Origin of the sequence: Pseudomonas sp. NFACC10-1 (genome assembly GCF_900119195.1) — a bacterium.
In the GTDB taxonomy this organism is placed as follows: domain Bacteria; phylum Pseudomonadota; class Gammaproteobacteria; order Pseudomonadales; family Pseudomonadaceae; genus Aquipseudomonas; species Aquipseudomonas cerasi.
Genome location: NZ_FPJB01000005.1, coordinates 200,307 through 220,589, shown reverse-complemented (window position 1 = coordinate 220,589; position 20,283 = coordinate 200,307). Strand labels below are relative to the sequence as shown.

Here is a 20,283-nt window from a genome sequence, read left to right as displayed (position 1 = left end):
GGGTATAAGGCTCACGGCGTTCCGTTTCGGCCGTGCAAGCGGTAGCCGGGACGGTCGCTCAGTCGTTCGTAATAGGCCTTCACTGCCGGGAAGTCCGGATGACTTAACGGGGTTTCAAACCAGCGATTTACTGAAAGGCCCATCGGGATGTCTGCCAGCGAAAACTCGCTGCCGCTAACGTACGCCCCGGTAGCATCAAGCTGTCGATCCAGGATCGCCATGTGTCGGGTCCATTGACGGCATCCGGCAGCCAGCGCGTCAGGGTCTTGATGGGCGACGCTGTGCCTGACCAGCGACATGAAGGCATAACCCCAGGATTTGTTGAGATCTGTGGCCTGCCAGTCGATCCATTGATCCACTCTGGCTCTGGCTATTGCGTCCGCTGGATAGAGATGCACGGCGTTGTCGCGGTTCGCCAGGTACCTGATGATCGTGTTCGACTCCCACAGAACGAAGCCATTGTCCTCAATGACTGGAACCATCGCATTGGGGTTGAGTGCCATGAATTCAGGCGTGTTGGTTTCCCTGAAACCAGAGCCCCAGTCCTGCCGTTCGAACGGGATTTCCAACTCTGCACAGGTCCAGAGCACTTTGCGGACATTGATCGATGAGGCTTTGCCCAGTATCTGTAGCATTCCATCTCCTTATGGTTAGCCCGCCTTGGCCGCCATCGCAAAAATCGAATCACCCACGATTATTTGTAAAGTCATTCACGTCCATCGGTACCAATTTTTTATTAAATGAATACTCACCGCCGAGTTCATAAAATTTTGCTTTGGTGTAAACATAGATTTTCTTGCTGGTCGCGAACATAAATGTGTCGGAAGACGCCATATCAGCAAATCGCTCAGCGCCAGAGGTATGCAGAAAGACGAGATCATTGCCTACCACCCCCAGCAGGCCTTGACCCCAATTATCATACTTTAAAAAATCTTCTAACTCTCTATGCCCCGCACATTCAGAGATACCGTGCTCAGGACAATCAACAGGAATCAACGGACGAAAATCGTATAAATCAATGTCGCCAATACTCAAACCGCCGACGAACATCTCGTTGCCGCTCATAGAGACACTAAGACTGCGCCACTTTTTGTCATCACCCAAGGGAAAAACCACCGAAAAAAGATGTGGATCTGCGCCCTTTATCTTTCGTCCCCCATAGTAAACAGAAATATCGTCTTTGGCGTAATAGGCAAGCTGATCAGTCTGCCAGTCAACACCCCCCTGAAGGCTGCCCTCCAGCGGCTTGAAGGAAGGCGAGTAATGTGCCACCAGGTTAAGCTCGCGCGTCTCGATCGAGTTGATCTGACCTTGTTTTGATAACAGGCATGAAAACGAAAAATTACTAATCGCTCCTGAGGCATCACCGGCGCCAGTGATGCAGGGTTTCTCCTTATAACGTACTTGGTTCATCCAATAGACGTCGTCGTCAAGCACCACGTAATGGGCAGAAAGAGTACGAAGATCCGAAGAACACTTTCGTGTCTTCTTTTTTGAATCATCAATGGTCCCGTCTCCATTGAAGCGTCCGCTAACAACCTCCTCGCATACGACATTGATATGATCATTACCCATATCACCGGGCAGAGCTTCATATACGGCATGGCCAACAAAACCCAGTACTGCCAGCCCTCCCGCGATTATCAACAGTCTAGGACCCGGTCTCACATACATCTCCTTATGTTTAGTGCTGCTGGAGGCTGACAGACTTGCTTCGCCTCATTATTCATGACAAGCATGTTATGACGAAGAGCGTTACAAACTGCGTCCCCACGCAGAGTGTGGAACGAGCGACTGCATTCAGCCCGCCTTGGCCGCCATCGCCGTTACTTCCACGCGCATGCCTTCAACCGCCAACGCAGCCACACCCACTGCTGCGCGCACGGGCCACGGCTTTTTGAAGAAGCGTTTGTACACTTCATTGAAAGCCGCCCGGTCCGCCATGTCGGTCAGGTAGATGGTCAGGTGCATGACCCGGTCCATCGAGCTGCCGGCGCGTTCGAGGGCGTCTTTCAGGGCACGCAGGGTGCATTCGCTTTGCTCGGTGATGCCGCCCAGTTCCAGGCTACCGTCGGGATGAGTAGGGATCTGGGTGCTGACCAGCACGCCGTTGAAGTCGGCGACGTCCGACGAGATGGACTCCGGATCTGGATCGGGGGTAAAGGTGATGTCTGCGTTTGCCATGGGATCTCTGCTTTGCAAAGGATGGAAAACGCTAAGCCTACGCGAGCGACAGGTGGGGGTCGAGCCGTGGGCTTTGTCGCGGAAAGTTGAAATGCGCCGCGTTGCTCTACAGAATCGCGCCCGGACCCGGCCATGCTGTCGGACGTTTGGGGTGAAAGGGGTTGCCGTTGAACGAACAGAGATTGTCCATGCGCCTTGAGCGTGTGGCGACGCACGTACCCGCCGGTGCACGGCTGGCTGATATCGGCTCGGATCACGGTTATCTGCCGGTCGCGCTGCTGAACCGTGGCGCCATCTCGGCGGCGGTGGCTGGCGAGGTGGCATTGACGCCGTTCTGCGCAGCCGAGCGCACCGTGCGCGAGAACGATCTGGAGGATCAGGTCAGCGTGCGCCTGGCCGATGGTCTGGCGGCGATCGAAGCGCAGGACGCGATCACGGCGATCAGTCTCTGCGGCATGGGCGGCGAGACGATTCGCGGCATCCTTGAAGCGGGCAAGGCGCGCCTGAGCGGTCAGGAACGCTTGATCCTGCAACCCAACGGCGGCGAGCAACCGTTGCGTGTCTGGCTGATGGAGCATGACTACCGCATCGTCAGCGAAGAGGTGCTGCGGGAAAACCGTTTCGACTACGAAATCATCGTCGCCGAACGCACAGGCCCCGTTAAGTACACGGCTGAGGAACTGTATTTCGGCCCGCTGCAGATGCAGGCGCGCAGCCCGGCGTTTCTGCTCAAGTGGCAGCGTTTATTGGGCAAAAAACAGAAAACGCTGAACAACTTCGAAAGAGCACAGAAAGGCGTGAGCGAAGAAAAAGGGCAGGAGGTTGCGCAGCAGATTCGCTGGATTAGCGCATTGCTGGCCTGAAAATCGAACTCATGCCCGAACCTGCTCTCAAACCCGCATGATCCGCAGTTCAGGCTTTTATGGCGCCTCAAGCTGGTGGTGTCAAAGTTGCAATGTGTGACGCGGAGCGTCACGAACTGCATTCCCACGCGGAGCGTGAGGAACGAGAGGTGTGCGGGAGATTACTTCTCGTGACCATGCGCGGCGCAGGGCAATCAGCCCGGCGCGCCTGTTTGTCTCGCGCCAATGCTCTGCGTGAGGAACGAGAGGTGTCCGGGAGAATGCTTCTCGTGACCATGCCCGGCGCGGGCAACCAGCCCGGCGCGTTTTCTGTACAACCATCGACGGGAGCAACACGACCATGTATTCAGACGTACTTTCCTGGGGCCACGGACCTCGTCTGTTCGAAGTCTTTCTTGAGCCAACCTGCCCTTTTTCAGTGAAGGCCTTCTTCAAGCTCGATGAGCTGCTGGCTCAGGCCAGAGAAGACAGGATCACGGTCAAAATCCGCCTGCAATCGCAGCCCTGGCACATGTTTTCGGGTGTCATCGTGCGCTGCATTCTGGCGGCTGCGACCCTTGAAGGCGGCAAGCAAAGCGCCAAGGCGGTCATGACGGCGGTTGCGTCGCACCGTGAAGAATTCGAGTTCGAACACCACGCCACCGGCCCGAACATGGACGCGACGCCCAACGACATCATCGCGCGCATCGAGCGTTACAGCGGCCTGGCGCTGGCGGAGGCATTCGCCAATCCCGAGCTTGAACAGGCCGTGAAATGGCACGCCAAATACGCTCGCCAGAACGGTATACATGTTTCGCCGACCTTCATGATCGACGGTCTTGTGCAGCCGGGCTTGAGCAGTGGCGACCCCGTGTCGAAGTGGGTCGCAGAGTTGGGTTGAGCAGCGGGCTCAACCCAGCGCACCGATCCGCTCATTGATCCATTCACGGCTGCGCGCCAGCGCCTTGCGCGCCAACGTGGTCGGGAAATGGATGAAGCCGTGCGGCGACTCGGGCATGAGGTGCATTTCGACCTCTGCCGAGTTGGCCCAGCGCTCGGCCATTTGCAGAGTGTCATCCAGCAGCGGGTCGATCTCTCCGACGAACATCAGTGCGGGCGGAAGGCCGGTCAAATCGCCATACAGCGGTGACAGTGGCGGCTCGCGGCGTTTATCGTCGCTTCGGTCGGGGGTAAGCGCGCGCATAGCGCCGACCATGCCCGGACCGTCCAGCACCAGCGTCTCCGGCCCTGCGGTACGCACGCTCTTGGTGCCCGTCAGGTCGTAAACGCCGTAGTACAGCACCGTCCCCACTATCCGCTCGAGCAGATCAGGTCGGCTTTTCAATTTCAGAAGCGTGGCTGCGGCAAGATGTCCGCCAGCGGATTCGCCGACCACAATAACCGGAAGGCCGGCAAACTCCTCGCAGTCTTTGCCCAACAGCCAGCAGGCGGCAGAAAAACAATCCTCCATCAGGCCCTCGATGGGGGTTGTTACAGCAAGTCGGTAATCAACCGAAACAATGGCCACGTCGCAGGCGTTGACCATGCCGACGTTGAGATCATCGTTCATCTGGGCATTACCGATCACCCATCCGCCGCCGTGGATGTCGAACACCACGCCCTTGGGTTTACCTTTGGGGCGGATGATGCGCACGGGCACCGGTACGTTATCCGAACTGACCGTTCTTTTCTCGATGCGCAGGTCATGGCCTCCCGGTTTCAGGGCGCTGCCGATCTGAGCTGCACGCAACAGCGCCTGAATCAGCCGGGGCGTGACGCGATTGCGAATCTGGAAACGCGGCATCCGCGCGAGGGTTTTATTAAACCGTCGTACTTCTACCAATTCCTGCTCACTGGAAGGCCAAGGCTGTTTTGTGTCCACTTTCTGCTCTCTTGTCAGGCTGACGTATGCAGGGGCGCGCAACGCGGTTTGCCCCCACCTGTACCTGAGAGGCTTTTAGTCGTAGAACGGTTCAACGGATGCCCGACTGCCCACGAAAAAACTGTCCGCGACCAGCCGCAACGGTTGCAGGTCCAAGTCACTGGCTTTATCGCCGATCAACTGTTGGAAGTGGCGATACACCGCTGCGTACTCGCCCTCTTCCGAAACAGCCTGACGCACGCCATCGATACTCAACACTGCACCGCCGTTGTCCAGGCGCAACGTCCCCTCAGCGCAGCGAATCTCGATGCTCCAAAGCTCGTCGTGACCATGATCGAAATCGAACTCGGCGCGGATATCGAGATGGCGCGTGTCGGACATTTTGATGGACGCAGCGATAGGCGACTGGCAATTGCTCGGCACGCGCAGTTCGGCAGACTCGACGAACAATGACAGTGGCAGCAGGTGGGTCACGATCGACAGGGCATTGATGCCCGGATCGAACACGCCAAGGCCACCGGGCTGCCAGATCCACGCCTGACCGGGGTGCCATTTGCGCACGTCTTCTTTCCAGTCGATCTGCACGCTGTGCAGGGTGCGGGTGGACAACCACTCACGCGCCGCTTCGATACCTTGCGCGTAACGCGAATGCCAGGCAAACAGACCGCTGACGCCCTGCTCTTGCACCTGGGCTACCAACGCCATCGCCTCCCCCAGGGTCGCGCACGGCGGTTTCTCGACCAACACATGTTTGCCGGCCGCCAACGCTTCCTGCACCAGGGCAAAGCGACCTTGCGGGGGCGTACAGAACGCAATCGCGTCAACCTGCAGCCCGCTCGCAAGCAGTTCGCCCAGGGATTTGAAATTCTCTACCCCAGCGCACGGCTGGCCTTGCGTGGCCACGGCCACCAGCTCAAACGCGGGGTTGGCGTGGATCGCCGGGACGTGTTGATCCTGCGCAATCTTGCCGTAGCCCACCAGACCGAGACGAATCGGTTGCATACATGACTCCTGAGTTTTTGTAGTTATCGTGCGGCACAGTAAACCAGATGTTAATCGTGGTCGGTAAGGGGCATCGGCGCGGGAGCTGTGTTCCTGGCCGATCTCACCTTCGATAATCTTCAGCGCCCGCTCAGGGCCTTCGTGAGCAAGCTCACTCCTACCACTGCGATGGCTCCGCATCCCATGTGGTTAACTTAACGGCCGCAGAACCACGCCATCACTCAATAGTCTTAGCCTTGCAGTCATTGCCTTGTATAGTTGCCCTCTTCATCTCAGGAGCTTTCCATGCGCATTCCTTCTCGCTTGATCGGTGGCGTTCTGGTCGCCACGTTGCTGACTCAGATTTCGGCCTGCGGCAGTATTTTCTATCCTGATCGTCGTGGTCAGATCGATGGCAAGGTTGACCCGGCCATTGCGGCGCTGGATGCTTTCGCGCTGCTGTTCTATATCATTCCAGGGGTGATTGCGTTTGCGGTGGACTTCGCCACTGGTGCGATCTATTACGGGCCTGGCGAGCATGCGCAGATCGATCCGCAAAAGCTGCAAAAAGCGCTCAAGGCTGACGGCAGTGTCGACAACACCAAGCTGCAAGCCATCATTGAAACCGAGCTGGGCCGTTCCCTGCCGTTGAACGATCCACGCCTGATCCAGCACAAAGGCAGTGTCGAACAACTGGCAGCACTGGGTCTGGTCCCGGCTGCCTGATATCAATTCCGTTCAAGGAAGCGTCATGAGCACCACTGCCGAACATTCCCGACTGCTGCGTCTCGCGACACGGGCCTCGCTGGCAGTTGCCACGACGCTGATCCTGGCCAAGGGCGTTGCCTGGTGGCTGAGCGGTTCGGTGAGTCTGCTGGCCGGTCTTACCGACTCGCTGCTCGATGGCGCCGCCTCGTTCCTCAACCTGCTGGCGGTGCATTACGCACTTAGGCCTGCAGATGACGATCATCGCTATGGCCACGGCAAGGCGGAAGCGCTGTCGGGCATGGCGCAGGCGTTGTTCATCACCGTCAGTGGTGTGCTGATTGCCGTTCAGGCGGTCGAGCGCATCCAGAATCCCGAACCGCTGGGCGCGCCGCTGCTGGGCATGGTCGTGATGGTGGTTTCCATCGCGCTGACGATCGCACTGCTCACCCTGCAATACCGGGTGATCAAGGCGACCGGCTCGGCAGCGATCCGCGCCGATTCGCTGCACTACCGTTCAGACCTGCTGCTTAACGCCAGCATTCTGGTGGCGCTGACGCTGGCGTATTTCGGCTGGCAACAGCTGGACGCGTATTTTGGGCTGGGCATCGCGCTGTATATCTTGTGGAGCGCCTTTCAAATCGCCCGCGAAACGATATCGGTGTTGATGGATGCGGAGTTGCCGGCCGATGTCAGCACTCAAATGCTGGCACTGGCGTGCGATGTGCCGGGCGTGCTCGGGGCGCATGATCTGCGTACACGAATCTCCGGTAATCACTGGTTTGTGCAATTGCACCTTGAGCTACCGGGCACCCTGACGCTGTCGGTCGCCCACGCCATTTGTGATCAGGTGGCCGACGCCATTCACAAGCAATTCCCGAAGGCCGAAGTGCTGGTGCACGCCGACCCTCAGGAAGTCGTCAAGCAGGCCAGTGCCTGACCGGCATCAGTTGACGCTGTAACCTCGCCCCGCCAGGCACGCGCCCATCGAGCGACGATACAGATCGACCATGTCAGGCGATGGCTGACCGGTGACATTGGCCGGGTCGAAACCGCTTTGCTCCGCAGCCCAGCGGTAGCACTGGTATTTATCCAGCTCGACCTGCTGCGGGCTCTGCCCGTTGGCAGGGTAGGCCACCGGATCATAGCCATTGCCCTGTTGTTCGGCCGGCGGAGCCTGATACACGGCTTCGTTCTGCGGCGGATTGACCACCACATAGTCCTGACTGTCCGGCTGGTAGGCGTAATAGGTGCCGGCAGCCAGAAACAGCAGGCTGCTGCCGATCCATACTTCCTGAGAGTAGGACGGTAGTCTGCTGACACGCACGCCGTAGGGCGGTGTCACCACGACATAACGCGGGCCTTGCGGGCGATACCAGTAGCCACCCGAGTAGTAATAGTCCTGCCCACGATAGGGAATACGCGAGTAGCCACCCGGTACACGATCTATCGCATAGCCAGGCCGGTATTGCGGGCCGGGTCCCCAGCCATTGCCACGCCCATCGGGGCGTCCTTCCCAGTGATCATTAGGGCGACCGTTACCGGCCTGCCAGTTGCGGTTGTTGCCGCGTGGAATGTCCTGGTAATAGCCCTGACGCGGCGGCTGGGTTTGCCACGCCTCTTTCGGGCCGCTCTGAATCGGCAGGTTGTCCTGAGCCTGGCGCAACTGCTGACGCTGCTGGCTTTGCTGCTGCTGAATCTGGCGCTGCTGATCGCGCTGTTGCTGCTCGATCTGCTGTTGCTGCTGGCGCTCGACGTTGCGCTGCTGAAGCTGCTGTTGCTGGATCTGCTGCTGTTGCTGACGCTCGACCTGACGCTGCTGGTTCTGCTGTTCCTGAATCTGGCGTTGCTGATTGGTCTGCTGCTGGTTGATCAGTTGTTGCTGCTGACGCTCGACCTGGCGCTGCTGGTTTTGCTGCTGTTGGATCTGCCGCTGCTGATTGTTCTGCTCTTGAGCACGCTGTTGCTGCTGCTGACGCTGCTGCGCGTTTTCACCGGGGCTGCCGTAAAGCGGATTGCGCGGCGGTTCATCACGTTCGTCGGCCAGCGCCTGAGCACCAATGCTCAGACACAACAGACTTACACCCGCAAACTGCCAGATGCCAGATTTCATGCTTTCCTCACTAGAGCGCGGGTTGACGTCATTAAGACTGTTTAAGCGTAGCGCCGTTCTGCGCACTTTATCAGCAGACAAAGAAAAGGGGACCAAATGGCCCCCTTGAGATACTTCGTCCTGGCGCAGCGCTTTTGACGCTGGCTCACCTCATGCCGTCTTCTGGACAGTATGTAGCCCGGGGGCCTGACACACCCTGTTGGGTGGGAGGCCGCGACTGGCCTGATTCGGCGGGTCGCGCTGGACGCTGTGTCCGGGCAGTGATTCTGTTTAAAAGAATAGGCCTGAGGCTGAGGCAGAAGATTGCTAATATTGCGGATTGAAACATTACTTGCGCAATTTTTGACTTCAGATGAATAATCCAGCGCAATTGAATTGATAATGGGGTGCATCGTGAGCAAGCTCGACAGATACGACCTGAGCATTTTGGCTGAATTGCAACGGGACGCACGGATATCCAACCAGGAATTGGCCGAACGCATTGGTCTGTCGCCGTCGCCCTGCTCGCGCCGGGTCAAGCAACTGGAAGACGACGGTTACATCGTGCGCCAGGTTGCCCTGCTGGACCGCAAGAAACTGGGCCTGAACCTGACCGCCTACGTGCTGATCGGCATGGACCGGCACACACCCGAGCGCTTCGAGAACTTCGAGCAGCAGATCCGCAACCTGCCTCAGGTACTGGAATGCAGCCTGGTGACCGGCATGGACGCGGACTATCAACTGAAGGTGGTGGTGCCGGACATGGATCACTATCAGAAGCTGCTGTTGGGCCATCTGACCCGCATCGAAGGCGTGACCAGCGTCAAGTCGAGCTTTGTCCTCAATCAAGTGCTGGCCAGCACCGAAATGCCGCTGACTCACCTGCGCAACTGAGCCAGCACCGGTATCACAGTTTTGCGGCGACTTCCCTGTACTGGCCCTGATCCAGGCCCTCCAGCGTCCAGTCGCCAATCCTGACCCGCACCAGCCGCAGGGTCGGCAAGCCGACGGCAGCGGTCATACGCCGCACCTGCCGATTGCGCCCTTCCTTGATCACCAGCTCCAGCCAGCTTGTCGGCACACTCTTGCGAAAGCGCACGGGCGGGTTGCGCGGCCAGAGTTGCGGTTCATCGAGCTGCCGCGCTTCGGCGGGCAAGGTCGGCCCGTCATTGAGCTGGACACCGTCGCGTAACTGCTGCAACTGCTCATCGCTCGGCTCGCCTTCGACCTGCACCCAGTAGGTCTTGGCCAGCTTGTGCTTGGGATCGGCAATGCGCGCCTGCAACTGGCCGTCGTTGGTCAATAGCAGCAAACCTTCGCTGTCGCGATCCAGACGCCCGGCCGGATAGATGCCGGGGATCTTGATGAAGTCCTTGAGCGTGGCGCGCCCTTCCTCATCGCTGAACTGGGTCAGCACGTCGAAAGGCTTGTTGAACAGGATCAGCCTGGGCTCGGCCGGTAGCGCTTTGGCGACACGCCGGGCAGTGCCTGTCGGTGTGGGGGCAGGACGGCGGGAAACGGGGCGTTGGGTGCGGGACATGAGAATTCGGCAATCGGAAAACAGAAAGGGCCACTTTAGTGGCCCTTGGTGCAAATACCAATCTATTAACGGCAAGCCATCAACGGAATGGCGGCTCGTCGAAGCTGCGCAGTTTGCGTGAGTGCAGCGAGTTCACCTCGGTACGCAGCAGGTCCAGCGCAGCGATGCCGATTTTCAGGTGCTGACTGACAGCACGCTCATAGAACGCATTCGCCGAACCCGGCAGCTTGATTTCGCTGTGCAGCGGCTTGTCGGATACACACAGCAACGTGCCGTAAGGCACACGCAGGCGATATCCCTGAGCAGCTATGGTGCCGCTTTCCATGTCGACCGCCACTGCGCGCGACAGGTTGATCAGCGGACGTTCCTGAGCCCAGCGCAGTTCCCAGTTACGGTCGTCATAGGTCAACACCGTGCCGGTGCGCAGGCGCTTCTTGAGCTCTTCGCCGCGCTCGCCGGTAATCTGCGCAGCCGACTCCTGCAAGGCCAGTTGCACTTCGGCAAGCGCCGGAATCGGGATATGGGGCGGCAGTACGCGGTCGAGAATCCCGTCGCGACGCATGTAGGCGTGAGCCAACACGTAATCGCCGATGGTCTGCGACTGACGCAGGCCGCCGCAGTGACCGATCATCAGCCAGCAATGCGGACGCAGCACCGCGAGGTGATCGGTGATGTTCTTGGCGTTGGACGGGCCGACGCCGATGTTGACCAGCGTCACGCCATGACCGTCTTCGGCGATCAGGTGGTAGGCCGGCATCTGATAGCGGTGCCAGACCACGCTGGCGACGATGGCCTGGGCTTCTTCCTGGCCCATGCTCTTGTCGACCACCACGTTACCCGGCAGGACCATGCGCACGAAACGCGGGTCTTCGCGGAGCTTTTCCAGGCCGTGCAGAATGAACTGGTCGACATAGCGATGGTAGTTGGTCAGCAGGATCCACGGCTGCACATGGCGCCAGTCGCTGCCGGTGTAATGCACCAGACGGCGTAGCGAAAAATCCACCCGCGCAGCGTCGAACAGCGCCAGTGGCAGCGGATCGACGTTGGCCCAGTCGTAGAGGCCGTCGGCAATGCCGTCGGTGGCAGCCGACAGGTCGGTGCTCGGGAACACTCGTGCCAGCGCCGCCGCGGTGACGCCCGTGCCGGCCAGCTCATCGCCCTGCTCGACCACGTAAGGATAAGGAATGCTCTGCTCGCTCATACCGACTTCGACCGTCACGGTGAAATCGTTCATCAGCGGGACAAGTTGTTCGAGCAGGTACTTTTTGAAGGCCTTGGGCTGCGTGACGGTGACGCTGTAAGTGCCCGGCAGTTGCACCTTGGCGTAGGCGCGCGTAGTGACCGGCACTTCGCCCTGGCATTTGTAGACCAGGCGCAGTTCCGGGTAGCTGAATTGCGCTCGCTCTTCGGCAGTGGGTTCAACGCGGTCTTTCAGGTAGCGCTTGAGCGCCTGACTCAGCGCACTGGTGGCGCGTTCATGCAGCTCGGCGAGCCGTTCTACAGCCTGCTCGGCGGTGTCGACAACAACAAAGGCTTGGGTCACGATTCATGTCCTGTCTGATCTTGCAGACGTGCATCGTAACGGGTTCGCGTGCTCATGCCACCTGCGGCGAGGCCCTTTGCAGCAATGTTTCTACGTCAACACCCTTGGGCAAAGCGCCATACACCCGCCCGCCAGACACCAGTCGACCGGCAATGAAGCCGTCACTGACCGCCGCGTTACCCGCTTCCAGCAACAACTTGCCCTGCAAAGCGATGGCGATGTCTTCGGTCAGTTGGCGGGCGCGGTACTGAATGTCGCCGGTGTCCTGAAACGCCGCCTTGAGCTTGCCGATATGTGCCGCCAGCTGCCGGTCGCCATGTCCGTCGCCCAGTTCGTCGAACAGCGCATCGAGTGCGCCGGGCTCCTTGGACAGGGTTCGCAGCACGTCCAGGCATTGCACGTTGCCGGAGCCTTCCCATGTCGAGTTGACCGGCGCTTCGCGGTACAAGCGGGGCAGAATGCTGTCCTCGACATAACCGGCGCCGCCCAGGCACTCGGCGGCTTCGTTGATCATGGCCGGGGCGCGCTTGCAGATCCAGTATTTGCCCACTGCCGTGACCAGACGCACAAAACGCTTTTCGTGGTCATCATCCAGGTGATCAAGCGCGCGCCCCATCCGCAGGGTCAGGGCCAGCGCGGCCTCGCTTTCCAGTGCCAGATCAGCCAGCACGTTCTGCATCAACGGCTGCTCGGCGAGCAACCGGCCACTGACCGTACGGTGCGCGCAATGGTGAGTCGCCTGAGTCAGCGCCTGACGCATCAGGGCACTGGAGCCAATCATGCAGTCGAAACGGGTCATGGCGACCATTTCGATGATGGTCGGGACGCCGCGCCCTTCTTCGCCGATCATCCATGCCAGCGCGCCACGAAACTCGACTTCGCTGGAGGCGTTGGACCAGTTGCCGAGCTTGTTTTTCAGGCGCTGAATGTAAAACTCGTTACGCGTGTCGTCCGGCCTATGGCGCGGCAGCAGAAAACAGCTGAGGCCCTTGTCGGTCTGCGCCAGGGTCAGGAATGCATCGCACATCGGTGCCGAGCAGAACCATTTGTGCCCGACCAGCTCGTAGGCCTGGCCGGGGCCGCCTGCTCCCACCGGGAACGCACGCGTGGTGTTGGCGCGCACGTCGGTGCCGCCCTGCTTCTCGGTCATGGCCATGCCGATGGTCGCGCCACGCTTGTGCGCAATGCCCACGTTGCGTGGATCGTACTCAGTCGACTGCACCTTGGGCAGCCAGATTTCTGCAAGATCCGGTTGCAGCCTGAGCGCAGGAACGCTGGCGAAGGTCATGGTCAGCGGACAGCCGCTGCCAGGGTCTGCCTGGGTATGCAAATAACTCATGGCCGCACGCGCCACGTGAGCGCCGGGCTGCGGATCGGTCCATGGCAACGACGGGATGCCATGCTCGATGGCCGTGCTCATCAACTGGTGATACGCCGGGTGGAATTCGACCAGGTCGATGCGGTGCCCGTAACGGTCATGGCTGGCAAACTCAGGCTTGTGCTGGTTGGCCAGAAAGCCCGCCGCCATCAGCGGGCCACCTGCCAGCGCACCGTAGGCATCGATACGCGACTGCGCCCAGCCCGCCCCGAATCGCCTGCTCCATTCCTGAAGTGGCACGTCGATATGGTAAAGGTTTGCCCCGTCCAGCGGCGGCGGTTGATTGGTGACTTCGTGGGTTTCGGCGAATTGATTCAGGTTCATGAGTCATCTCCTGCCTGAGTACACACACAACATGCACACAGTGAATCACGCACCCGGCCCTCGCAAAAGTGCCGTAGCCGCCTAACCGTCGGCGCTTTCAGCTGATGACGCTATAAGGCCGCTTATATACCCCATTGAGCCTTGAGTTCAGGCGCCCTGCGCACCGCGCCCGGCACGACCATCAGCATCGGCACGCTCAGCGTGAAACAGCTGCCCTTGCCGGGCTCGGAACGATGACTCAGTTCGCCGCCCTGCAACTCGACCAGTTTCCGGCAGATCGCCAGTCCGATGCCCAGCCCGCCGTATTCGCGGGTCATGGAGCCGTCGACCTGAAAGAAATGCTGATACAGCCGGGCTTCGTCCAGGCGGCTGAAGCCGATACCGCTGTCCATCACTTCGACCCGCAGGTACAGGCGCTCCAGGTCTTGTGGATGGCCACTGAAACGCACCTGCACCGCGCCCTTCCGGGTGAATTTGATCGCGTTGTCCACCAGACACTCGATGCACTGGTAGAGCTTGCTCGCGTCGCCACGAAGGCTTGGCGGCAGTTTATCGTCCAGATCGAGCGTCAATATCAGGCCCTTGGACTGAGCCGCGCCGCTGAAACGCTCCTCTAACCTGTCAGCCAGATCCTCGGGGGAAAACGCCTCGCAGTCGGCGTACAGCACACCGGCCTGCAGCTCGGTGAGGGTCAGGATACCGTTGATCATGCTCATCATGTCGCGTGCCGAACTGGCGGCGGTTTGCTGATACATCTCGACTTCGTCGTCCATGTCCAGCGTCTGCATGACCTCCAGCGATCCGATCACCCCGTTCATCGGCGTTCGCAGCTCATGGGTGAGCGTGGCAAGGAACTCGTCCTTCAGCCGGTTGCTGTTGGCCAGTTGCTGGTTGAGGCGCTCCAGATCCTGACCGGCGGCCAGCAAGGTTTGCGCCTGCTGCCTGCGGGCGTGGTTGATACGGTCGGCCAGCGCCATCGACAGGAAGGCCATTTCCAGCACCGTGCCGATGTGCGAGGCGTACATGGTCAGGAAGGTATTGGGCAGATAGCCAAGCAGCATCAAGCCGAAGATCAGTCCGCTGACCATGAATACCGACCAGGCAAGTACGAAGTAGCGCCCGACCCGTTCGCCTTTGATGACCGCAACGATACCCGCCAGGTAGATCGTCAGAGAGCCCGCCATGACCAGCTGAGTGGCACCGCGCAGAGCCGGCCCGTAGCTGAGGAACAAGGCCATGAACATGACCAGTACGGCAGCGCCGATAACCGCCAGCAGCAGCCGGTCCAGCCAGCGGCTCAACTGCGCGGTGCCCAGAAAGCTACGCGAAAACTGGCATGCGAATAACGTCGCCAGAGACATCAGGAAGGGGGTCGACGCATTCGCCCACCAGGGGCTGTCAGGCCACAGGTATTCGATGGCGACGCCGTTGATCGACATCTGATAAAGCCCGAACGAGGCGACATACAGCAGGTAATACAGGTAATCCACCTCACGAACGCTGAGGTAGATGAACAGGTTGTAGACCAGCATGCCCAGGAGCACGCCGTAGATCAGACCGAAGACGTAAACCTTGGTGGGCTGAGCGTCCAGATACGCGTGGGTAGACCAGAGGTTGAGCGGTGCCTGAACAGAGCCTTCGCTGCGAATACGCATGTACAGGGTTCGCGCCTGGCCCGGCGGCAGGTCCAGCTGGAAGAGGTAGTTGTTCTGGGCGAACTGGCGGCTGGAGAACGGCAGCATGTCTCCGGTCTGCCAGACCCGCCCGGGATTCCCGTCGGCATCCGGGACATAGAAATCAATGTGGTCCATTGGCGGATAGGCCAGTTCCAGCAACCAGTCGTTATGGATGCTGGCGTCCGTCGGGCGATAGGTCAGCTCGACCTTCAGCCAGAAGGCGGAACGCGAATAACCGGCGTTGAAGGTCCCGGAAGGCACGGACTGAAAGGCACCGGCGTGAGCGGCGGCGCTGACGCTTTCGATGGTCGCCTCGCCGGTCGGGTCTTCGAATACCTGAATGGCACGGCCCAACGGCAGAAAACGAGTGTTTTCATCAAACTCGACTGCATGACTCTGCAACGGCAGCCAAAGAGCCAGAATGATCAACAGATAGCGCATTGAAGCCCCAAGGTAGGTCGTCGCGTTCAATCCATCCATTGATTACGACGTCCCGCAAATTTCTATCCTTGAAACAGGCTAATGATTCAAACAGACCGTTGAACGTGCACATGTACCGGCAGACATCAGTAAAGACCCGAACCGTCACTTGTCAGCCTTGCCACTCAAGCATAGCCGCTAATAGCTTAAAGACAGTATCGCGATCAAAATCAAGGCAATAGCTCTATATCGGTGACCGCAAGGCAAACATGAGTACTTTTTAAGGTTTTGTCGAGCCTGCCGTTGTCACCGATCGGGCTCGATCCGCAAGAAAAAACCGGCACCCCGAGCGGCCCGCGAAAGGTTTAGTGATAAGCTCGCGCACCATGAATATCTATAGCTCCCGCCCCGTAGTCCTTTGCCTGTCCGGTCACGACCCTAGTGGCGGCGCCGGTATGCAGGCCGATATAGAAGCCCTGCTCGCCCAAGGCTGCCATGCCGCTCCGGTGATTACCGCGCTCACCGTGCAAGACACGGTGAACGTCAGTGATTTCCGCGTGCTGGATCGCGAATGGGTGATGGCGCAAGCCAATGCAGTCCTCAACGATTCGAGCGTAGCAGCCGTCAAGCTGGGCATGCTGGGGTCACTGGAAATGGTCGATACGGTAGTCGAACTGCTTCTGGCCCACCCGCATTTGCCCATGGTCTGTGATCCGGTGCTACGCGCTGGCGGCGGCGGCAGACTGGGCAAGGACGAGGTCGGCTACGCCATGCGTGAACGCCTGTTGCCCCTGTCGACCATCGCCACTCCGAACCTTCCGGAAGCCCGCATCCTTGCCGAGCTTCCCGAAGGGACTGCGGACGAGTGCGCTGACAAACTACTGCCGTTTTGTGAATATCTGTTGATCACAGGCGGACATGGTGACGAGCAGCAAATCCATAACCGTCTGTACCTGCGTGACGGCCGGACCCACACTTTCGTCTGCGAGCGTTTGCCCGGCAGCTACCACGGCTCTGGCTGTACCTTGGCCAGCGCACTGGCCGGGCGCATCGCCCAGGGTGAAGAGTTGGTCAGCGCGGTGAAGTCGGCACTCGACTACACCTGGCGGACCCTGAGGGATGCGGAACAGTTGGGCCGGGGGCAATTCGTGCCACGTCGACTGCCGCTGGATTTTTGCTCGTAACACATCGCCATGAGGGTCGATTCATGAAACTGCGTGGCCTGTATGCCATTACCGACAGCCAGTTGCTGTCCGGAAAATTTCTGTCGTATGTCGAAGCTGCGCTGGACGGCGGCGTGACGCTGCTGCAATACCGCGACAAGAACAGTGACGAGTCCCGGCGTCTGCGCGAAGCGACCGAACTGCTCAAGCTCTGCGAGCGCTACAAGACCCGACTGATCATCAACGATGACGCTGAGCTGGCTGCGCGGCTGGGAGTGGGCGTGCATCTGGGACAGTCCGACGGCTCGCTGCCCGATGCCCGCGCCCTGCTCGGACACAAGGCGATTGTCGGTGCCACCTGTCATGGCCGCGTGGAGCTGGCCGAGCAAGCCAAGGCTGACGGCGCGACGTACGTGGCATTTGGCAGGTTCTTCAATTCCCTGACCAAGCCTGGCGCCCCCGCTGTACCGCTGGACCTGATCGCTCAGGTGCGTGCCAGGGTCCACCTGCCGATCGCGGTGATTGGCGGCATTACCTTGGAGAACGCACCGCAACTGGTTGAACACGGGGCCGACCTGCTCGCCGTGGTGCACGGCTTGTTCGGCGCTGAAAACACTCAGGAAGTGACGCGCCGGGCAAAAGCTTTCACGGCGTTGTTGTAGAGCGGAATGGTCGTGGGCCAGAAACGGGCGACGCTTCGTTTTCTCGCGAAGGCGATGGTTCAGAATGCTCTGTTTTTGGAGCCTGCACTGCCCCCTTCGCGAGCCAGTACGTGGATCCTCCTTCATTTGATATAGTGCGTGTTCCTGCGCCTTCTCTGGCTCATGCCACCCAATAAAGCAGCCCACCCTGAAGCTGCCCGCCTCGGCTGACCCCAGCGTAGACACGAATTCCCCGTTTCAAAGCAGAGACCCGATCATGTCCCGTTCCGAAACACTGTTCGCCAACGCCCAAAAACACATCCCCGGCGGCGTCAATTCGCCGGTTCGCGCCTTCAAGAGCGTGGGTGGTACGCCACTGTTCTTCAAGCACGCTGCGGGCGCCTACGTGACTGACGAAGACGACAAGCGTTATGTGGATTACGTCGGCTCCTGGGGCCCGATGATTCTTGGCCATAGCCACCCCGACGTGCTCGACGCCGTGCGCAGCCAGCTGGAACACGGCCTGTCCTACGGCGCACCGACGGCCATGGAAACCGAAATGGCCGACCTGGTCTGCGAACTGGTGCCATCCATGGAAATGGTTCGCATGGTCAGCTCGGGCACTGAAGCGACCATGAGTGCAATCCGTCTGGCCCGTGGCTTCACCGGCCGCGACAGCATCCTCAAGTTCGAAGGTTGCTACCACGGTCACTCCGACAGCCTGCTGGTCAAGGCCGGCTCCGGTGCGCTGACCCTCGGCGTGCCCAGCTCGCCTGGCGTACCTGCTGCTTTCGCCAAACACACCCTGACCGTGCCCTTCAACAACCTCGACGCCGTGCGTGACCTGCTGGCCGAAGTGGGTCAGGAAGTGGCGTGCATCATCGTCGAACCCGTGGCTGGCAACATGAACTGTGTGCCGCCTGCGCCTGGCTACCTGCAAGGGCTGCGCGACCTGTGCGACGAGCACGGCGTGGTGCTGATTTTCGATGAAGTGATGACCGGTTTCCGAGTTGCCCTCGGTGGCGCACAGGCTTACTACGGCGTGACGCCCGACCTGAGCACTTTTGGCAAAATCATCGGCGGCGGCATGCCGGTCGGCTGCTTTGGCGGCAAACGCGAAATCATGTCGCACATCGCACCGCTCGGCCCGGTCTATCAGGCCGGCACCCTGTCGGGCAACCCGCTGGCGATGGCGGCCGGCCTGACCACCCTGCGCCTGATCAGCCGTCCGGGCTTTCACGATGAACTGAGCGACTACACCCGCCGCCTGCTCGAAGGCCTGCAACAGCGCGCCGATGCCGCGGGTATCCCGTTCGTGACGACCCAGGCCGGCGGCATGTTCGGCCTGTATTTCAGCGAAGCCGACCAAATCGTGACGTTCGAAGACGTGATGACCAGTGACTCCGAGCGCTTCAAGCGCTTCTTCCACCTGATGCTGGAAGGCGGTGTTTACCTCGCGCCGAGCGCTTTCGAAGCGGGTTTCACTTCCATCGCCCATGGTGATGCCGAGCTGAAACTGACACTGGATGCCGCAGAAAAGGCATTCGCTGCGCTGAAATAAGCTCGTCAGGCATCACTCGCGCAGGGTGTCAGTGAACCGGCGCGAGTGATGACTGCGAATGAAACTGAACGTTAAGTACGTATTTTGCTTCTACAATGCAATGCGAACGCTGCACAGACACGCTGACAACAACCCTCTTTCAGGTAATCCGCCCGTAAAAAAGGATGTTTTCAGGCCGTGCAGCAGAAAATCCGTAAAGACTTTGTAAGGTTGGCTCTGCTTATTTCATAATGCGCAGCCAGCACGTTTAGCTGGTCGGGCATGCCCGCACCTTTTTCAGAGGTAAGTCGACTCCCATGAACCGCACCGGCCGCACCCTTGTATTGGGCTGCCTGTTGCTTGTCTATCCTCTGCTGGCAACTGCCGGCGGCAACTCGTTGTTAGTCCCGGCGATGGGTCGTTGCACCCTCAATACCCAGCCAGAGAACCTGCCTGCAGCGCTCGAAGCCTGCCAGCAGGCCGCCAAGGGTGGGGACGCGCAGGCGCAGTACGAGTTGGGTGAGTTCTATTACGAGGGCAGAAATGCACCTCGCGATTTGTCGCAGGCGCTGAATTATTTCGAGCAGGCTTCGCTGCAGGGCCATGCCCAGGCGCAGTATCAACTGGGCTTGATGTTCAGCCGTGGTGAAGGTGTGCAGGCCAACAACATTCAGGCCTACATCGTGCTGAAGATGGCCGCGGTCAACGGTTCGGAAGACGCGCTGGACGCTGCCGACGAAGTCTCGGCGAAGATGCCGCGTGACGAGCTCGAAGTCGCCACTCAGGTACTCGGGCAGATTTTCCGCAAATACCTGCTTGAACTGCAGACCGCCGAAGGTCGCAGTCCTTTTTCTCCGTTGCCCTGATCAGGAATCTTTCAGGGCAATCGCGATTCACACCTGCAACGCTTACTTTTCCGGCATCGGCATGGGGAACGGCATCACATTGCTGCTGCCGCGCGCTTCGCTGATCTTCGGCGTGCCCATGCGTTCGACTTCATCGATGCGCACAATCGAATGCATCGGCACGAAACTGCGCACCACACCTTCGAACTGGGCCTTGAGCTTCTCTTCGCTCGGGTCCACCACAACGGTCGTGCGCTCGCCGAAGACGAATTCTTCAACTTCCAGAAAGCCCCACAGATCACTTTGGTAGATCTGCTTGGCGTACATCTCGAACACCTGTCCCTGGTTGAGGAAAATCACCTTGTAGATTGGAGCTTCGCGTTTGGTCATAACGGGCGGGTAACGATCGGAGATGAAAAAGGGGCACGGACTATAGCATGTCCGCCCGCCTCGTCGGACAGCCGACGCTAGGAACCCGAGCCCTTCATCCTTATAATGCGCGGTTCACTGACACGGTTGATCATCAC

General features: G+C 59.6%; 21 protein-coding genes. 10 read left to right on the top strand and 11 right to left on the bottom strand.

Annotated elements, in window-relative coordinates; genetic code table 11:
- Positions 1-11 precede the first annotated feature (11 nt).
- The 3 genes from BT119_RS16235 to BT119_RS16225 form a co-directional block, all read right to left on the bottom strand.
- Positions 12-635 (bottom strand): glutathione S-transferase family protein, encoded by a 624-nt coding sequence (locus tag BT119_RS16235; RefSeq protein ID WP_072366341.1) that lies wholly within the window; start codon positions 633-635, stop codon positions 12-14.
- A 49-nt stretch (positions 636-684) separates the two neighbouring features.
- Positions 685-1,674 (bottom strand): DKNYY domain-containing protein, encoded by a 990-nt coding sequence (locus BT119_RS16230; protein WP_083553793.1) that lies wholly within the window; start codon positions 1,672-1,674, stop codon positions 685-687.
- Between the two features lie 126 nt (positions 1,675-1,800).
- Complete coding sequence (locus tag BT119_RS16225) at positions 1,801-2,184, bottom strand: RidA family protein (protein ID WP_003340858.1); 384 nt, start codon at positions 2,182-2,184, stop codon at positions 1,801-1,803.
- 167 nt (positions 2,185-2,351) lie between these two features.
- Between BT119_RS16225 and BT119_RS16220 the strand changes: the two genes are divergently transcribed.
- Together BT119_RS16220 and BT119_RS16215 are read left to right on the top strand one after the other, a co-directional pair.
- On the top strand, positions 2,352-3,047 hold the full coding sequence (locus BT119_RS16220) for a tRNA (adenine(22)-N(1))-methyltransferase (RefSeq protein WP_305882279.1): 696 nt from the start codon (positions 2,352-2,354) through the stop codon (positions 3,045-3,047).
- A gap of 340 nt (positions 3,048-3,387) precedes the next feature.
- Complete coding sequence (locus BT119_RS16215; protein ID WP_072366336.1) at positions 3,388-3,927, top strand: DsbA family protein; 540 nt, start codon at positions 3,388-3,390, stop codon at positions 3,925-3,927.
- 9 nt (positions 3,928-3,936) lie between these two features.
- On the opposite strand, the gene BT119_RS16210 is transcribed toward BT119_RS16215, so the two are convergent.
- Both BT119_RS16210 and BT119_RS16205 read right to left on the bottom strand, forming a co-directional pair.
- A complete protein-coding gene (locus BT119_RS16210; protein ID WP_044309524.1) occupies positions 3,937-4,908 on the bottom strand; it encodes an alpha/beta hydrolase in 972 nt (323 codons plus the stop codon).
- A gap of 75 nt (positions 4,909-4,983) precedes the next feature.
- Positions 4,984-5,910, bottom strand: coding sequence for a Gfo/Idh/MocA family protein (locus BT119_RS16205; protein ID WP_044309525.1), 927 nt, complete (start codon positions 5,908-5,910; stop codon positions 4,984-4,986).
- Positions 5,911-6,195: 285 nt separating this feature from the next.
- Between BT119_RS16205 and BT119_RS16200 the strand changes: the two genes are divergently transcribed.
- A complete protein-coding gene (locus BT119_RS16200; protein WP_003368770.1) occupies positions 6,196-6,615 on the top strand; it encodes a hypothetical protein in 420 nt (139 codons plus the stop codon).
- A gap of 25 nt (positions 6,616-6,640) precedes the next feature.
- Positions 6,641-7,534, top strand: coding sequence for a cation diffusion facilitator family transporter (locus tag BT119_RS16195; RefSeq protein ID WP_054081967.1), 894 nt, complete (start codon positions 6,641-6,643; stop codon positions 7,532-7,534).
- Between the two features lie 6 nt (positions 7,535-7,540).
- Here the strand turns inward: BT119_RS16195 and BT119_RS27900 are convergent, their stop codons facing one another.
- A complete protein-coding gene (locus BT119_RS27900) occupies positions 7,541-8,260 on the bottom strand; it encodes a DUF6515 family protein (protein WP_058398091.1) in 720 nt (239 codons plus the stop codon).
- On the opposite strand from BT119_RS27900, the gene BT119_RS27895 reads away from it, so the two are divergent.
- Together BT119_RS27895 and BT119_RS16185 are read left to right on the top strand one after the other, a co-directional pair.
- A complete protein-coding gene (locus BT119_RS27895; RefSeq protein ID WP_371857178.1) occupies positions 8,204-8,752 on the top strand; it encodes a hypothetical protein in 549 nt (182 codons plus the stop codon). The two genes, BT119_RS27900 and BT119_RS27895, sit on opposite strands and share 57 nt — an antisense overlap.
- 336 nt (positions 8,753-9,088) lie before the next feature.
- Positions 9,089-9,580, top strand: coding sequence for an Lrp/AsnC family transcriptional regulator (locus BT119_RS16185; RefSeq protein WP_003419292.1), 492 nt, complete (start codon positions 9,089-9,091; stop codon positions 9,578-9,580).
- Positions 9,581-9,593: 13 nt separating this feature from the next.
- Here BT119_RS16185 and BT119_RS16180 read toward each other — a convergent pair whose 3' ends face one another.
- From BT119_RS16180 to BT119_RS16165, 4 genes are all read right to left on the bottom strand, one after another.
- Positions 9,594-10,226, bottom strand: a complete 633-nt coding sequence (locus tag BT119_RS16180) for a pseudouridine synthase (protein WP_058398060.1) — start codon at positions 10,224-10,226, stop codon at positions 9,594-9,596.
- A 79-nt stretch (positions 10,227-10,305) separates the two neighbouring features.
- Entirely contained in the window at positions 10,306-11,769 is a 1,464-nt protein-coding gene (gene amn / locus BT119_RS16175) for an AMP nucleosidase (RefSeq protein ID WP_003368777.1), read from the bottom strand.
- A 52-nt stretch (positions 11,770-11,821) separates the two neighbouring features.
- Positions 11,822-13,471 (bottom strand): acyl-CoA dehydrogenase family protein, encoded by a 1,650-nt coding sequence (locus BT119_RS16170; protein ID WP_072366330.1) that lies wholly within the window; start codon positions 13,469-13,471, stop codon positions 11,822-11,824.
- 122 nt (positions 13,472-13,593) lie between these two features.
- Positions 13,594-15,588, bottom strand: coding sequence for a sensor histidine kinase (locus BT119_RS16165; protein ID WP_046718968.1), 1,995 nt, complete (start codon positions 15,586-15,588; stop codon positions 13,594-13,596).
- 365 nt (positions 15,589-15,953) lie between these two features.
- Between BT119_RS16165 and BT119_RS16160 the strand changes: the two genes are divergently transcribed.
- The 4 genes from BT119_RS16160 to BT119_RS16145 all read left to right on the top strand — a co-directional run bounded on the left by BT119_RS16160 (position 15,954) and on the right by BT119_RS16145 (position 19,777).
- Positions 15,954-16,751, top strand: a complete 798-nt coding sequence (locus BT119_RS16160; protein WP_046718967.1) for a hydroxymethylpyrimidine/phosphomethylpyrimidine kinase — start codon at positions 15,954-15,956, stop codon at positions 16,749-16,751.
- 23 nt (positions 16,752-16,774) lie between these two features.
- The gene (gene thiE / locus BT119_RS16155; RefSeq protein WP_003368782.1) at positions 16,775-17,392 is read left to right on the top strand and encodes a thiamine phosphate synthase; all 618 of its coding nucleotides are present in this window, start codon (positions 16,775-16,777) and stop codon (positions 17,390-17,392) included.
- A 256-nt stretch (positions 17,393-17,648) separates the two neighbouring features.
- Entirely contained in the window at positions 17,649-18,932 is a 1,284-nt protein-coding gene (gene hemL, locus BT119_RS16150; RefSeq protein ID WP_003368783.1) for a glutamate-1-semialdehyde 2,1-aminomutase, read from the top strand.
- A gap of 296 nt (positions 18,933-19,228) precedes the next feature.
- Complete coding sequence (locus tag BT119_RS16145; protein WP_003368784.1) at positions 19,229-19,777, top strand: tetratricopeptide repeat protein; 549 nt, start codon at positions 19,229-19,231, stop codon at positions 19,775-19,777.
- 42 nt (positions 19,778-19,819) lie between these two features.
- Here BT119_RS16145 and BT119_RS16140 read toward each other — a convergent pair whose 3' ends face one another.
- Positions 19,820-20,146: a DUF1820 family protein gene (locus BT119_RS16140; protein ID WP_003368785.1), complete on the bottom strand. Its 327-nt coding sequence runs from the start codon at positions 20,144-20,146 to the stop codon at positions 19,820-19,822.
- Positions 20,147-20,283: the final 137 nt, after the last annotated feature.

Coding starts and splice junctions, on each gene's coding strand:
- BT119_RS16235 (WP_072366341.1), bottom strand. CDS start 635: ATGCTACAGATACTGGGCAAAGCCTCATCGATCAATGTCCGCAAAGTG.
- BT119_RS16230 (WP_083553793.1), bottom strand. CDS start 1,674: ATGTATGTGAGACCGGGTCCTAGACTGTTGATAATCGCGGGAGGGCTG.
- BT119_RS16225 (WP_003340858.1), bottom strand. CDS start 2,184: ATGGCAAACGCAGACATCACCTTTACCCCCGATCCAGATCCGGAGTCC.
- BT119_RS16215 (WP_072366336.1), top strand. CDS start 3,388: ATGTATTCAGACGTACTTTCCTGGGGCCACGGACCTCGTCTGTTCGAA.
- BT119_RS16205 (WP_044309525.1), bottom strand. CDS start 5,910: ATGCAACCGATTCGTCTCGGTCTGGTGGGCTACGGCAAGATTGCGCAG.
- BT119_RS16200 (WP_003368770.1), top strand. CDS start 6,196: ATGCGCATTCCTTCTCGCTTGATCGGTGGCGTTCTGGTCGCCACGTTG.
- BT119_RS16195 (WP_054081967.1), top strand. CDS start 6,641: ATGAGCACCACTGCCGAACATTCCCGACTGCTGCGTCTCGCGACACGG.
- BT119_RS16185 (WP_003419292.1), top strand. CDS start 9,089: ATGGGGTGCATCGTGAGCAAGCTCGACAGATACGACCTGAGCATTTTG.
- BT119_RS16180 (WP_058398060.1), bottom strand. CDS start 10,226: ATGTCCCGCACCCAACGCCCCGTTTCCCGCCGTCCTGCCCCCACACCG.
- BT119_RS16170 (WP_072366330.1), bottom strand. CDS start 13,471: ATGAACCTGAATCAATTCGCCGAAACCCACGAAGTCACCAATCAACCG.
- BT119_RS16165 (WP_046718968.1), bottom strand. CDS start 15,588: ATGCGCTATCTGTTGATCATTCTGGCTCTTTGGCTGCCGTTGCAGAGT.
- BT119_RS16160 (WP_046718967.1), top strand. CDS start 15,954: ATGAATATCTATAGCTCCCGCCCCGTAGTCCTTTGCCTGTCCGGTCAC.
- thiE (WP_003368782.1), top strand. CDS start 16,775: ATGAAACTGCGTGGCCTGTATGCCATTACCGACAGCCAGTTGCTGTCC.
- hemL (WP_003368783.1), top strand. CDS start 17,649: ATGTCCCGTTCCGAAACACTGTTCGCCAACGCCCAAAAACACATCCCC.
- BT119_RS16145 (WP_003368784.1), top strand. CDS start 19,229: ATGAACCGCACCGGCCGCACCCTTGTATTGGGCTGCCTGTTGCTTGTC.
- BT119_RS16140 (WP_003368785.1), bottom strand. CDS start 20,146: ATGACCAAACGCGAAGCTCCAATCTACAAGGTGATTTTCCTCAACCAG.